The 13,684-nt window shown below is 38.3% G+C and carries 9 protein-coding genes and 1 pseudogene; 6 read left to right on the top strand and 4 right to left on the bottom strand.

From position 1 onward, the window contains the following. Positions 1–97 precede the first annotated feature (97 nt). From ACGEDC_RS18780 to galE, 3 genes and pseudogenes are all read right to left on the bottom strand, one after another. Positions 98–1,150, bottom strand: a complete 1,053-nt coding sequence (locus ACGEDC_RS18780) for a glycoside hydrolase family 43 protein (protein WP_394495064.1) — start codon at positions 1,148–1,150, stop codon at positions 98–100. Positions 1,151–1,245: 95 nt separating this feature from the next. Next, positions 1,246–2,498: pseudogene (locus ACGEDC_RS18775) on the bottom strand (MFS transporter). 494 nt (positions 2,499–2,992) lie between these two features. Beyond that, positions 2,993–4,021 (bottom strand): UDP-glucose 4-epimerase GalE, encoded by a 1,029-nt coding sequence (galE, locus tag ACGEDC_RS18770; RefSeq protein ID WP_394495062.1) that lies wholly within the window; start codon positions 4,019–4,021, stop codon positions 2,993–2,995. 498 nt (positions 4,022–4,519) lie between these two features. Between galE and ACGEDC_RS18765 the strand changes: the two genes are divergently transcribed. From ACGEDC_RS18765 to ACGEDC_RS18755, 3 genes are all read left to right on the top strand, one after another. Beyond that, positions 4,520–5,716 carry an efflux RND transporter periplasmic adaptor subunit gene (locus tag ACGEDC_RS18765; protein WP_394495060.1) on the top strand — a complete coding sequence of 399 codons (1,197 nt, stop codon included), beginning with the start codon at positions 4,520–4,522 and terminating at the stop codon, positions 5,714–5,716. A gap of 3 nt (positions 5,717–5,719) precedes the next feature. Continuing rightward, a complete protein-coding gene (locus ACGEDC_RS18760; protein ID WP_394495058.1) occupies positions 5,720–8,923 on the top strand; it encodes an efflux RND transporter permease subunit in 3,204 nt (1,067 codons plus the stop codon). 218 nt (positions 8,924–9,141) lie between these two features. Further along, complete coding sequence (locus tag ACGEDC_RS18755) at positions 9,142–10,404, top strand: ectonucleotide pyrophosphatase/phosphodiesterase (RefSeq protein WP_394495056.1); 1,263 nt, start codon at positions 9,142–9,144, stop codon at positions 10,402–10,404. 95 nt (positions 10,405–10,499) lie between these two features. Here ACGEDC_RS18755 and ACGEDC_RS18750 read toward each other — a convergent pair whose 3' ends face one another. Then, positions 10,500–10,748, bottom strand: coding sequence for a YdcH family protein (locus tag ACGEDC_RS18750; protein ID WP_055023969.1), 249 nt, complete (start codon positions 10,746–10,748; stop codon positions 10,500–10,502). A 293-nt stretch (positions 10,749–11,041) separates the two neighbouring features. On the opposite strand from ACGEDC_RS18750, the gene ACGEDC_RS18745 reads away from it, so the two are divergent. The 3 genes from ACGEDC_RS18745 to ACGEDC_RS18735 all read left to right on the top strand — a co-directional run bounded on the left by ACGEDC_RS18745 (position 11,042) and on the right by ACGEDC_RS18735 (position 13,661). Continuing rightward, positions 11,042–11,533 carry a hypothetical protein gene (locus ACGEDC_RS18745; RefSeq protein WP_394495053.1) on the top strand — a complete coding sequence of 164 codons (492 nt, stop codon included), beginning with the start codon at positions 11,042–11,044 and terminating at the stop codon, positions 11,531–11,533. Then, positions 11,517–11,828 carry a hypothetical protein gene (locus ACGEDC_RS18740; protein WP_394495051.1) on the top strand — a complete coding sequence of 104 codons (312 nt, stop codon included), beginning with the start codon at positions 11,517–11,519 and terminating at the stop codon, positions 11,826–11,828. The genes ACGEDC_RS18745 and ACGEDC_RS18740 overlap by 17 nt, the downstream gene beginning before the upstream one ends. Before the next feature lie 144 nt (positions 11,829–11,972). Beyond that, positions 11,973–13,661 carry an alkaline phosphatase family protein gene (locus tag ACGEDC_RS18735; RefSeq protein WP_394495049.1) on the top strand — a complete coding sequence of 563 codons (1,689 nt, stop codon included), beginning with the start codon at positions 11,973–11,975 and terminating at the stop codon, positions 13,659–13,661. Positions 13,662–13,684: the final 23 nt, after the last annotated feature.

Raw genomic sequence — 13,684 nt, 5'->3', positions numbered from 1 at the left:
CTACAGCTTTAATTCTCGTTGACATCGTCTGTATTGACTTAATAATTTAATGTCAACTTGACCATAACTAAAATAAGCAAAAAAATTTGCTCTAATGCTAGTCATACGCGGTTATTGGCAAAATCTTGCCATTTATATCGTGTATTAATTCTGTTTTCTTTACGCATCTCAGATGGGTTTTTCCTGATGACAAACTAGAGTCATGATAAAACAACCACCATTTGTCTTGATGAAATACAATTGAATGATGATTCGTCCATCCTAAAACTGGATTTAAAATCACACCTTGATAAACAAATGGTCCATAAGGGTTATCTGCTATGCCATAAGCAATTTTATGGGTATCACCTGTCGAATATGAAAAGTAATACTTGCCTTGATATTTATGTAGCCACGATGCTTCAAAAAAGCGTCTCTCGTTATCACCTGTTGTGATTGGAGCGCCTGATTCATCAACAATCACAATATCTTTTACAGGCTCAGCAAGCGTTAACATATCGTCTGATAATTTAGCCATTTTTGCTGGTAACGCAGGCTCATTATCAGCTGGGTAGCTATCTTGAATACTAAATTTACCATCACGCCAGTTTTGTAGCTGACCGCCCCATAAACCACCAAAATAAAGGTAGTAACTGCCATCATCATCTTTAAACACGGCGGGATCGATACTGAAGCTCCCTTCGATATAGTTTTCCTGTGCTTTAAAAGGCCCAGATGGCGTGTCACTAATCGCAACACCAATTCTAAAAATACCGTCATAATCACGAGCTGGAAAATAGAAATAAAATTGACCCGATTTTTCTGCGGCATCAGGTGCCCATAGTTGCTTTGAAGCCCATTTAATGTCTTCTAAACTTAATGCCACGCCGTGATCTGTCACTTCTTCACTATGGTTATCTATCGAAAGAACATGATAATCACGCATAGCAAAATGGTCGCCATCGTCATTTATCGCACTGTCGGTCTCAATATCATGTGAAGGGTAAATATAAATCTTTTCGTTAAATACATGAGCCGAAGGATCTGCTGTATAAATATTAGTGATTAAAGGCGGATTCTTTGGCTTAAATGATCCCGCTTTCTTTAAGTCAAGTTGTTGTTTACGCTCAGCATCACTCATTTCAGCTTCTAGTTTCTTTTCCGATTCCATGTTGTTTACATCTCATCCATTATTAAACGTTGGCAATCTTGTTATAGAAACAATCCTTACCGTCTATATTCTGTAGCGATTAACAAGTCTTTGCCTTATTGCTGCTCAGTCCCTATCAATTTGAGTTGAATTTTTTTAACTTCAACTTCTGTTAGTTTGTATTTCGCAATCACAATTAAACAAATGACAGTGCAAATCACAGGTATGCCGGCAAAGGCTAATAATATGCCAGACAAGGTTTCATCTGTTTGTTGTTGATTGGGTATATAGTTATAAGCCGACAGCATCCATCCTGCTAATGCTCCGCCTATTGCGAAACCAAATTTGATAGCTAATAAATGGCCCGAAAAAGTAATTGCTGTCAGGCGTCTACCTATCTTTTCAACCCCATAGTCAACGGTGTCTGCAACCATTGAAAACATAATGGGCGTAATAATCATGTGTGCAAAATTAGCAATAAAATAGATGATAAATATCAGCAGAATTTGATCGTTAGCAATCACGTAAAATAAGCTATGAGAGATAATGACAACAACTAAAGCAACCTGAAATAACACCTTTTTTTCAAAGTATTTAGATAAGAAATTTGTTGAAATTGCACCTAGAACAGAGCCAATAGCTGCTACTGTTAAAAAGTTTGATAGAAGGCTCTCGTCACCCACATAATATTTAATGTAATGCGGTGCGACAGATGCACGGATCCCTATGAGTGTTAACGTCGCTAAACTTATAATGGCTATCACTAACCATTGGTCATTCTTAAATAATTCGAAGAAGTCTTTATAAATGTGTCTAAAGCTTTTCTCTCTGTTACCTGAATAGTTTCTTTCGTCATTGTAAAACATAACAAGAAGCAGCTTGCAGCTAAGGCTCCCATGAACACCATTGCTAATGGATAGCCTTTGGTATCAGAACCTTGACCAAAAAACTCAACTAATCTCGGAATTGCCCACACAATAATGACTAAAGCAGCCATAGCCATTGCAAATCGGTAAGACTGTAATGACGTTCTTTCCTTAGGATCATTAACCATGACACCGCCAAGTGCGCCATAAGGAATATTGATTGCGGTATAACAGGTCATCAATAGTCCATAAGTGATATAGGCATAGATAAGTTTTCCTGTGGTATCAAAATCAGGAGTAATGAAGGCTAAACACGCTAAAACACCATAAGGAATCGCAAGAAACAAAATATAAGGACGATACGATCCCCAACGGGTTCTCGTTCTATCAGCAATGCCGCCCATGACTGGATCAGTAAAACCATCAAATAACCTGACCGACAGCAATAAGGTACCGGCTGCAGCTGCAGACAGGCCATAAACATCGGTATAGAAAATCAACATGAAATTAGCGACCATTTGAAACACGATATTACTGGCAGTATCACCTAACCCATACCCCATTTTTTCTTTGATGGTCAGCTTTGCGTTTTCCATTTATTTCCCAACCAAATGTAATTAACTTGTTATAGTCAAAAATACTATATGGTTAGAATTAGATTGTAAATACCTTTTAATGAAAATTTAACCATTTAGCAACAACAAGCTTGATGTGGAGTAATATAAAGAGAAATTAACGGCTAACTAGAATGTGCTCAGCGTTATTGACTAGTCACGACAATGATAAAAGACATTGATAAGAAGACATTCATTTCTTCGCGTTCAAGATCTGAAGCGGCTGACTGAGGATGGTTAACTTAGTAAAGTTTAACGTAACCGTATAAGGACATTATTATGAGTAAAAGCATTCAAGGGTCTGATTTAACGGTACCTGATAAAACAGGCGTTTATAACGCAATAAAAAAGGCGATGTATTCATCGCCCTTATAATTAGAAACTTATTCTTTGTCGTAGCCATTTGGATTGGCAGATTGCCAACGCCATGTATCTTCCATCATTTGTTGCAATGTACGAGTGGCTTTCCAATTAAGCTGTTTATTGGCTTTCTCAGCATTGGCCCAGAAAGCCGGTAAATCACCAGCACGTCTTGGACTAACTTCATAAGGAATGGCTTTTTTTACCGCTAATTCGAAAGCGCTAACAATTTCAAATACTGAAACGCCAATTCCTGTACCTAAATTGAATGCTTCAACCCCGGTAAATGCAGGATGACGAGTTAACCAATTCATCGCTGCTACATGACCTTCAGCAAGATCCATTACGTGTAAATAATCTCTCTCACAAGTACCATCTTTAGTCGGATAATCATCGCCGAAGACACTTAACTTTTCTCTTTTCCCAACCATAACTTGTGCGACATATGGCAGTAAATTGTTTGGTATTCCTTTAGGCGACTCGCCAATCTGACCACTCTCATGTGCGCCGATGGGGTTAAAGTACCTGAGTGACACCCCTCTAAAATCGGGATTTGATGCAGCGGTATCGGCCATAATGCGCTCAACCATTACTTTAGTGGCACCGTACGGACTTGAAGGCGTACCTAATTTCATCGTTTCAACATACGGAACATCATTTTCTTCTCCGTATACTGTAGCCGATGAACTAAAAATAAAATTATGCACATTATGTTCAGCCATCACTTCCAGTAAGCAAACAGAACCATGCACATTATTTTGATAATAAGCCAATGGAATTTGTCCTGATTCACCAACTGCTTTTAATGCAGCAAAATGAATGACTGTATCAATATTATTTTGACTAAATAATGAATTAAGCTGCGACTTATCTCTGATATCACCTTGAATAAAATGAACAGACTTTCCAGTTAGGTTTTCAACTCGCTTAATCGATTCTAGGTTTGAGTTAAATAAATTATCAAAAACAATTACATTACAATCATTTTCGAGTAACGATAAAACCGTATGCGAACCAATATAACCCGCACCACCAGTGACTAAAACGTTCATTTCTATTCCTTGTGAAATACTTTTACTTAAATGTGCTATTTGCTGAGCGTAATTTTGAACGTTAATGACAAAATTAGCTAATAAAATTAAGTCTATCGTAAAAATGTACCTTTATACAGATTGTTTTTTGTTAACGATATGCAGTATTCACCAAAGAATGATTAACAATGACATGCTGACTGAGGCCTACCCACCCTCGTCTCGAGTAACAAAATGGTTACAGAGTAAACTGTATAAACCTTTGAACTTCACCTTAAATATGAATTTAGTCGTACTTAACAAACCTTAGAAATTATAATAATCAAATTTAAATGATTGATTATTGGAAACAATAAGTGATCTAAAACGCAGCATATTATTTATACCTAATTGACACAAAAAATTACACATTGAAACAGTCACCTTTTAACAAAGCGTGTAACATACTCGTATAATATCTATAACCATAATATTTAAGCGGGCATTTGGCCTGTATAAGCTTCAACAAGAGGAAGTGTCGTGGCTACAGCAAAACAAATTTTATTCCCAATAGGGATCATTGGTGTAGGTCTTTTGATTTCAGGCGTGTTTATTTCAATGCAAAAACCACCTGAAGAAAAGCCACCAATAGATAATACGCCTCTCGTATCAATTGAAAAAATACAATACCAACCAATGACGTTTACTGTCAGTTCTTACGGGGTTGTTAATGCGAAATACCATACTGAAATAGTCGCTCAAGTCAGTGGTGAAATTACCTATCTATCAGATAACTTTGTTAAAGGCGGCTTCATCAAAAAAGGAGATGTTCTAGCCAGAATTGATCCAAGTGACTATGAATCAGCGCTGTTAGATGCACAAGCCAATCTTGCATCAGCAAAAGCGACATTAGTACAAGAAAAAGCAAACGCTCAAGTAGCCGAACGTGAATGGGCAGAAATTACTGATAGCAAACCCAGTGACTTAAGTCTTCGTAAACCACAACTGGCACAAGAGATTGCTAAACTGAAAAGCGCTGAAGCTGGACTATTACGGGCTAAACGCAACCTTGAACGTGCCATTATTAAAGCCCCTTACGATGCGCTTATTGGCAGTCGTAACATAGGTCTTGGTACTTACGTCAGTAATGGCGCTTCAATTGGGTTGGTTTATAGCACAGACAAAGCGGAAGTGAGATTACCTCTCGCAGATAAAGAAATGCAATATCTTGACCGTAAAGGTGCCAATGCTGAAGTTAAACTTGTTGGTAATTTTGCCGGTGAAAAGCAAGAGTGGATAGGCACTATTGTCCGCAGTGAAGGCATTATTGATAGTAAAAGTAGAATGACTTACCTCGTGGCTGAAGTCGACGATCCTTATGGTCTTAAAGGGCATCATAAAGAGTTACGTTACGGCACTTATGTCACAGCACATATTGGTGGAACCCATGCTGGTGAAGTTGCTGTGGTTCCAAGGCACCTTATAGTAAATGGTCTTGTCGCCACCATGGATAAAGAAAATAAGCTGCGTTATTTACCCGTTAATATCATTCGACAAGATGGCAGTAACGTCATTATTTCGAGTGGATTAGAAAATGGTATGAACATTATCACTTCAGCCCTAGATTATCCTGTTGAAGGGATGTCAGTTGCTTTACCACAGGATAAGGTTTTACAAACTGAGCCAAAAATTGGGGTGAATTCTGATACCGCTGTTGCCATGGAAGACAAGGAATAATTCATGGAAGATACAAATAAAGGCTTAATTGCTTGGTTTGCTCGTAACAGTGTTGCTGCAAACTTACTAATGATCATTATTTTACTTGGTGGTTTACTGACTGCTAATACGATTCGTAAGCAGTTCTTCCCTGCCGTTGAAATTAACTGGATTGAATTTAGTGCAGTTTATCCTGGCGCAGCACCACAAGAAGTTGAAGAAGGTATAACAGTAAAAATTGAACAAGCACTTGAAACCGTTCAAGGTCTACAACGTGTCATCACCTACTCTAACCGCAACCAAGCAAACGGCTACTTCAGGATTGAAGACTCTTATGACCCACAGATTGTTTTAGATGAAGTAAAGTCTGAAATTGGTTCTGTATCAACCTTTCCTGCGGGGATGGAATTTCCAAAAGTTGAGCGAATTAAAATTCGTCAAGAAGTCATGTATTTAAGTTTGTATGGCGATCTATCTCAGCGACAACTAAAAGATTTAGGCGAAAAAATTCATAAAGAGATCATGCAATTACCGAATGTGAATATTTCGGAGTTTTATGGTGGCTTAAATTACGAAATCAGTGTCGAGGTAAGTAAAGACCGTTTGCGTGAATTTGGTCTTAACTTTAATGATGTTGCAGAAGCTGTGCGTGGCTACTCACGTAATATGTCTGCAGGACAAATCAAAGCTGAAAACGGCTATATAAACTTACGTGTTGAAAACCAAGCTTATGTTGGTTATGAATTTGAAGATTTGCCACTGTTAACCTTAGATGATGGTACTAACCTTTTATTAGGCGATGTTGCCACGGTTAATGATGGATTTGAAGAAGGTATTCAATACTCAAAATTTAATGGACAAAATGCCGTCACATTTTTTGTCGGAGCAGCAAAAAATCAAAGCATCACCGATGTTGCTGACACAATGAAGGAATACATTGCTACGAAACAAGCGCTGTTACCAGAAGGTGTAACATTAGAGCCGTGGGTAGATATGACCTATTACCTAGATGGTCGGTTAGATTTGATGCTAGATAGTATGAAAACAGGTGCTGTTCTTGTGTTTTTCATGTTAGCGCTATTTTTACGTGTCAGGCTCGCTTTTTGGGTAATGATGGGATTACCTGTTTGTTTCCTTGGTACCCTTTTATTTATGCCAATGGGTTTTATTGACGTGACAATCAACGTCATTAGTTTATTCGCATTTATTCTCGTCCTCGGTATCGTGGTAGATGATGCCATCGTCATGGGCGAAAGTGCTCACACAGAATGTGAAGAAAATGGCCAAAACATAGATAGTGTTATTAGAGGGGTAAAACGAGTTGCTATGCCTGCAACCTTCGGCGTACTGACCACCATTGCCGCGTTTTTACCTATTACTTTAGATGACGGTCCTTCATCCGCCTTTGGCCAAGCAATCGGCTATGTCGTCATATTGTGTCTATTATTTTCTTTAGTTGAATCAAAGCTGATTTTACCTTCTCACTTAGCCCATATGAACAAACCCAAAGTCGTTCAACCGGGTTCAAAGAATCCGTTGGATTGGCTGCGAAATGGGGTCAATTTCATTCAGAAGAAAATCGAAACTAATCTGACTTGGTTCATAAAAAACGTTTATAAACCAAGCCTTACTGTTGCGGTTAAATACCGTTATGCGGTTATTGCAACCTTTGTGATGTTAATTGTTATATGCGCATCATTATATATCAGTGGATTAGTTAGGTTTATTGGCCAACCTAAGATCCCACATGATTTCCCTCGCATCAGCTTGGAAATGAATGTCGATGCTGCGGAAACAGCAACTTTAGATGCAGCTCACTCAATCGAGAAAGCCATACGTACCGTTGAAAAGCAGCTAGAGGATCAATATGGTCAAGGCATGATTGCAGAGCTACAAGTTGAATTACAAGGTCGTACTCGTGCGGAAGTAAGAACTAAGCTTGTTGATCCATCTTTACGTCCTATCAATACATTTGAAGTCGCAGAAATGTGGCGCCAAGCAATGCCTAAAATCCCAGGAGTCAAATCGTTCACTGTTCAAGATAGTTTATTTGGCGGTGGACGTGATGATGGTGATATTAGCTTTAGATTGGAAGGAAATGATGAACAACAACTGTTAGCTGCTTCTCAAGCATTAAAAGACAAACTTAACACCTTAAAAGGTGTCAGTGACGTCAATGACAGCCGCCAATCTTCAGCCAAAGAAGTTCAATTTGATTTAAAGCCGTTAGCCCATAGCTTAGGTCTAACATTAGCCAACATTGCATCGCAAGTAGGTAACAGTTTTTATGGTCTTGAGGCGCAACGTATTATTCGCAACGGTGAAGAAATTAAAGTGATGCTTCGTTACCCTGAGGAACAACGTAATTCTATCGCCTTGGTTCAAGATGTTTTAATCAAAACCCCACAAGGCGCAGAACTGCCTTTATCTGAAGTGGCTAACATTACTGTAGTACAAGGTGTGAGTAGTATTCGTCGTGAAAATGGTAATCGCACCATCAATGTATGGGCTTCAGTTGATGCAGAGCAAGCAGAGCCTTTCAAACTGGCTAAAGATATCCGCGATAACTTTATGCCAGAATTGTTAGCCAAATATCCTCGTGTAAAAAGTGAAGTCTCAGGCAGTATTCAAGAGCAGCTTGATAGTGCTGATACGCAAATGCGTGATTTTATTATTTCAATGCTAGTGATATATAGCTTGTTAGCGATTCCGCTTAAATCCTATGTGCAACCTTTTATGATCATGTCAGTGATCCCGTTTGGTGTGATTGGCTCTATGTTAGGACATATCATATTAGGCATTGATTTAAGTGCCCTATCGGTATTCGGGATCATCGCCGCTGCAGGTGTTGTAGTCAATGACTCCCTCGTTATGGTCGATTATGTCAATAATTCCCGTAAACAAGGCATTAAACTGAATGAAGCTGTTATTAATGCAGGTTGTCGCCGCTTTAGAGCGATAATGTTAACGTCATTAACCACATTTATTGGGCTTGTACCTATTATGACGGAAACAAGCATGCAAGCTCAGATGGTTATTCCCATGGCAGTCTCATTAGCGTTTGGCGTCTTGTTTGCGACTGTGGTTACCTTATGTTTAATCCCATGTTTGTATATTGCGATAGAAGATATGCGACGTATTGCACGTAAGATTTATCATCTTTATGTACCACAAACAAAGGAACAAGCATTAGCAGAGCTTAATTCGTTAACGAATAGTTCAAGCTAGCAAGGGATTAACTTCTGAATTGGCCAGAAAAAGAATTAAAGGCTAACGATTAAAAAAGCGAAACTTAGGTTTCGCTTTTTTTATTACTTTTAAACCTGTCTTTGTCGATTTGTCATATAACTAGGTTATATTAACTCGCGCAAAGCATTATTAGTGTTAACGAAAACGAAAATTTAATCTCAGCAGTGCTTCACTTCTTTCAAAGGAAAATTATCACAATGCAAGCAAGTGTTCCCTTCAAAAATAGGTTGTTCATAGTCGTACTTTTAACCTGGTGCGTATTACTTTCCGCCAATGTTAACGCAGACAGTCAAAAAGCAGCTAAACAGCAAAATGTTCTATTAATCTCTATTGACGGTTATCGATACGATTACAATCAGCTACATAACCCTCAAGCACTTAATCAATTTGCTAAGGATGCCGCAACGGTTGAGTTATTCACTCCGGCTTTTCCTACAGTCACTTTTCCTAATCACTTAACTTTAGTGACCGGTCTGTATCCGGCAAATCACGGTATTGTGTCGAATCGTTTTTATAATCCAGTATTAAAACGTAATTATGCAATGAATATTCATGAAGCAGTCACCGATGGCCAGTTCTATCAAGGTGTGCCTTTATGGTCTTTGGCCCGTCAACAAGGATTAAAATCTGCCACTTATTTCTGGCCAGGGTCTGAAGCTAAAATTGCTGGCTTTAGACCTAATTACTGGCTTAAATATGATGGCCGAACCCCAAATGAGCAACGCATTCAACAAGTCGTTGAGTGGTTTTCATTACCAGAAAGCGAAAGACCACAATTCGTTACCTTATATTTTTCGGATGTTGATAGCGCAGGCCATCATCACGGCCCAGAGTCAACACAGACATACAACGCAGTGCAATACATTGATAAACTTATTGCGAGTTTACTTAAACAAATAAAGGACTTACCGATTGATATCAATGTCATCATCACTTCAGATCACGGCATGGCTAAAGTAGATGAATTTGATAGAATTTACACTGATAAACTAGTGGGTAAAGTCGCTGATTTAAAGGATAAGTTTATCTTTAATAATGATGCTGCCTTCTCATTAGTCACAGCTATAGGTGAAAATAAAAAGCAAGATTTAGCTAGGCTGAAAGCGCTTGTGGAAGAGGTAGAAGGTTTAGCGTTTTATTTACAAGCTGAAATGCCAGAACGCCTCCATTTTAGCGGAAACCCTTCAATTGGTGATGCCGTTATTATTAGTAACAATCACTATATTACTTCCACAGATGCAAAACCTGGCGTAATCGGAAAGCATGGCTATGATCCACAAACTATTCACGATATGAATACAGTTTTATACGCCAAAGGGCCTGCATTTAATCAGGCAACAATTGCTCAAGCAGATAATATTCATCTCTACCCTTTGATTGCCAATATTTTAGGGCTAACGATACCCGATGATATTGATGGTGAGTTACGTTTTTTGTCGCCTTTGCTGCGCAAACCGTAATCCTATGACTTAACGGATCCCCTATTTGGTGATAAAAAAGCCTGTTGTCATCAACAGGCTTTATAACAACCAAGGAGTAGACAATATAGCGATAGTTACTTAGCTTCAGATTCCATTATTTTATGATAAAGCGCATCTTTCATTTCAACGCGTTGTTGTTTTAAATCATGGATTGCATCATCGGCAATTGGCGAGTCTTTGAGCTCTAAATCACGTATTTGTTTATCGAGTTCATCATAACGCTTTAAAATCTCAGCAAAGTTCGCATCACTACTGTTTAGTGCAGTGATTGTGTCTAAATGATCTGGAAATTCATTTCTAAGAGAGTGATTTTCACCTAACATAAAAGCCTCATTTGATTATTAAATAAACCATGTTCGTTCTTTATAAATTTACAAGAATAAATCTAACGTATTTAGAATGTAGATCACACAGTTTAAAATTCAATCAAATAATGTCACTTTTGACGCTAAGGTTTACAAGAAAGTGTTTTTAATTAAATACAGTAATTCAAAAGAACATATTTTTTGCCTATAAAGCAGGCGTTTGCAAGGCAATTTTTAGCGCTATTACTGGATTACTGTTAAGCTTACTGGTAAATATTTCTCTTTTTCTCATCCGTCGTTATGGTTCTAACATGCAATTAATTGAGTCGCCACATTTTGGCCAAGTGACAATTATTGGCAATGCCAACGGAGATTGGCAAGCATCTAAAAAAGGCTACTCGATAATTTTTAATGGAACTGTTGCTGAAGGAGAGCATATTATTAATATTTGTAATGGCCCTTTTGCAGGTTCAACAGAAGATTTTGTCGTAACCGGCCACCATAATAAATGGTTAAGCACTCAACTCTCAGCTATTGCTCATGAACTTCAAAGCAGATTGAATTGCTGGCCTTCTTCTGGACTGGCATGTTTTATCTTATTTAGTCGTTTAACGATTCCCCTTTCATTAACAAGAATGTCGTTATTGCCTAATTTAGCCCGTAATAACACCATGACAAAAAACGAGCACCTGCCTTGCGTTGTTCATAACTGGCTTGGAGAAAGAAGAATCGCACTAAGCCAAATTAAAGAGTCACCAAGATCACAAATTAATTGGCTCTGCTTTATTGTTATCATCAGATAACAATAAAACCCTCTATCGTGCAGTAGACGTCACATCGGAGCAAAGCATTAACGACTCTCCTTTTACCCTACTAGCTAAAATTGCCAACTTACAATCAAGCACACCTGAAGGTGTTATAGCTCTAGAGAAACTAGCGAATTTACCGTTATCGCACTGGTTAGCATGTTCTACACAATCCAACTTATTAGACGTAGAACCCCTTTTCTTTAACCAACAACCTGAAAAAACGCAGGAATATGGTATTTGTCTGACAATCAGGCATCACAATATCTTGACTCAATTCGCTTATCGTTAGCACTCTGTCAGCAAGCATTATTGAAATAAACAGCGTTACAACACCATTGTCTTATTTATCATTTTAAGGATCTCTGTTAAACATATCTAAGTAAGTATCAATATTGAGTACACACTTCGACCACTATGTTGAAAAGGATATCAAATGAAATGGACGCCAATCGTTGCCGCTTTATCAGTTTGTCTTGTAAATCAGGTTGATGCTAAAGAGCCTAAATTAATCTTACAGATCACTGTTGACCAATTACGCGCTGATTTACTCAACCGCTATCAACATCACTTTACCGATGAAGGATTCAACTACCTTATTGATGAAGGCGTGTATTATACCGAAGCCCATCACCTACATGCCATAACAGAAACAGTTGTTGGCCACACCACTTTGGCGACAGGCGCACATCCTTCGAGTCATGGTATGGTGAGTAATTTATGGTTTGATAAACAATTACAGCAGCCCATCTATAATGTTCAAGATAAAACTTACCCTTTGATCAGTGCCAATGCCGCTGTTGATGCTGAAAATGAAATAGACCCCACGCAAAAAGCCAGTAAAGTTGAAGGCCGTTCACCTAAAAATATCTTAGCAACCACCTTTAGTGATGAGCTCACTGCTAGTAACAATGGTAAATCCAAAGTATTTGCAGTGTCAGTAAAAGACAGAGGTGCAATTACACTTGCAGGTCACACAGGAAAAGCTTTTTGGTTCTCTAAATCAGCGGGTGAGTTTGTCAGCAGTCAATATTATTTTGATCAATATCCACAATGGGTTAATGAATTCAATCAACAAAATGATATTGCAAAATATGCAGATATGTCTTGGACTTTATCCAAAGAATCAACTGAATATTTGTTTGGTGATAATGCGGCTCATGACTGGAAAACTAAATTACCAGGTTACGGTATTACATTCCCACATCAATTTGGAAAGCGAGACAATCCGTATTTCAGTACGTTTTTAACTGTCAGCCCAGTCGGTGACGAAATGACGGCTAATTTTGCTAAATCAGTCATAGAACATAATCAATTAGGTCAAAACAAAGTCACTGATTATTTATCTGTTAGTTTTTCGTCTACGGATTATGTTGGCCATATTTTTGGGCCATCTAGTTTAGAAGCAGAAGATAATTTACTTCGTCTTGATAGAACGCTAGCCAGTTTATTTTCTTATGTCGATGACAAAGTAGGTTTAGATAATACCTTAATTGTATTATCAGCAGATCATGGCGCACCTGAAGCACCGGGGTATTTAACCCAATTTGGCACCAAAGCCACTCATTTTGATTTAGCCTCTCTAGAAAAACAACAAGATATCGTTAAACTAAAAAAAGACTGGAAGATTAGCGGTAATTTGTTTGCCAATGCTTGGCAACCTTATGTCAATTTAGATCACGATGCCCTTAAAAAAAGTGGAATTAAATTGAAAGATGCAACGTCTGTAGTCGCTAACGTTCTAAATAATGTTGCAGGCATACATCGTGCCTACAGTTATCATCATTTACTAGAAGGTGCAGTGCCTAAAGATGAGATAACTCAAAAGGTCGTTAATAGTTTTTACCCCAGCCGCTCAGGTGATATTTACATCGTATTTGAGCCAAATGTATTCGTAGCAGATTTCGATGGCCTCAATGTCGCATCTGTACATGGTTCCCCATGGCGTTATGACACTCATGTTCCAATAATCTTTGCTGGATTTAAACTCGATGGGCAACAGATTGAACGACCTGTCGCCACCGTCGATGTAGCCACTACCTTAAGTACCATTCTTGGTATTAATGCGCCATCGAGTGCTGCTGGGTTTCCATTAAAAGAAGTGATTAAACAATTTAACGATTAATCACTTTTACAAAATAACGACGT

Origin of the sequence: Shewanella sp. ENK2, from assembly GCF_043568515.1 — a bacterium.
GTDB lineage: Bacteria > Pseudomonadota > Gammaproteobacteria > Enterobacterales > Shewanellaceae > Shewanella > Shewanella japonica.
This window is presented reverse-complemented; position numbering and strand designations above follow the sequence as displayed.

Coding starts and splice junctions, on each gene's coding strand:
- galE (WP_394495062.1), bottom strand. CDS start 4,021: ATGAACGTTTTAGTCACTGGTGGTGCGGGTTATATTGGTTCGCATACG.
- ACGEDC_RS18735 (WP_394495049.1), top strand. CDS start 11,973: ATGAAATGGACGCCAATCGTTGCCGCTTTATCAGTTTGTCTTGTAAAT.
- ACGEDC_RS18745 (WP_394495053.1), top strand. CDS start 11,042: ATGCAATTAATTGAGTCGCCACATTTTGGCCAAGTGACAATTATTGGC.
- ACGEDC_RS18760 (WP_394495058.1), top strand. CDS start 5,720: ATGGAAGATACAAATAAAGGCTTAATTGCTTGGTTTGCTCGTAACAGT.
- ACGEDC_RS18755 (WP_394495056.1), top strand. CDS start 9,142: ATGCAAGCAAGTGTTCCCTTCAAAAATAGGTTGTTCATAGTCGTACTT.
- ACGEDC_RS18750 (WP_055023969.1), bottom strand. CDS start 10,748: ATGTTAGGTGAAAATCACTCTCTTAGAAATGAATTTCCAGATCATTTA.
- ACGEDC_RS18780 (WP_394495064.1), bottom strand. CDS start 1,150: ATGGAATCGGAAAAGAAACTAGAAGCTGAAATGAGTGATGCTGAGCGT.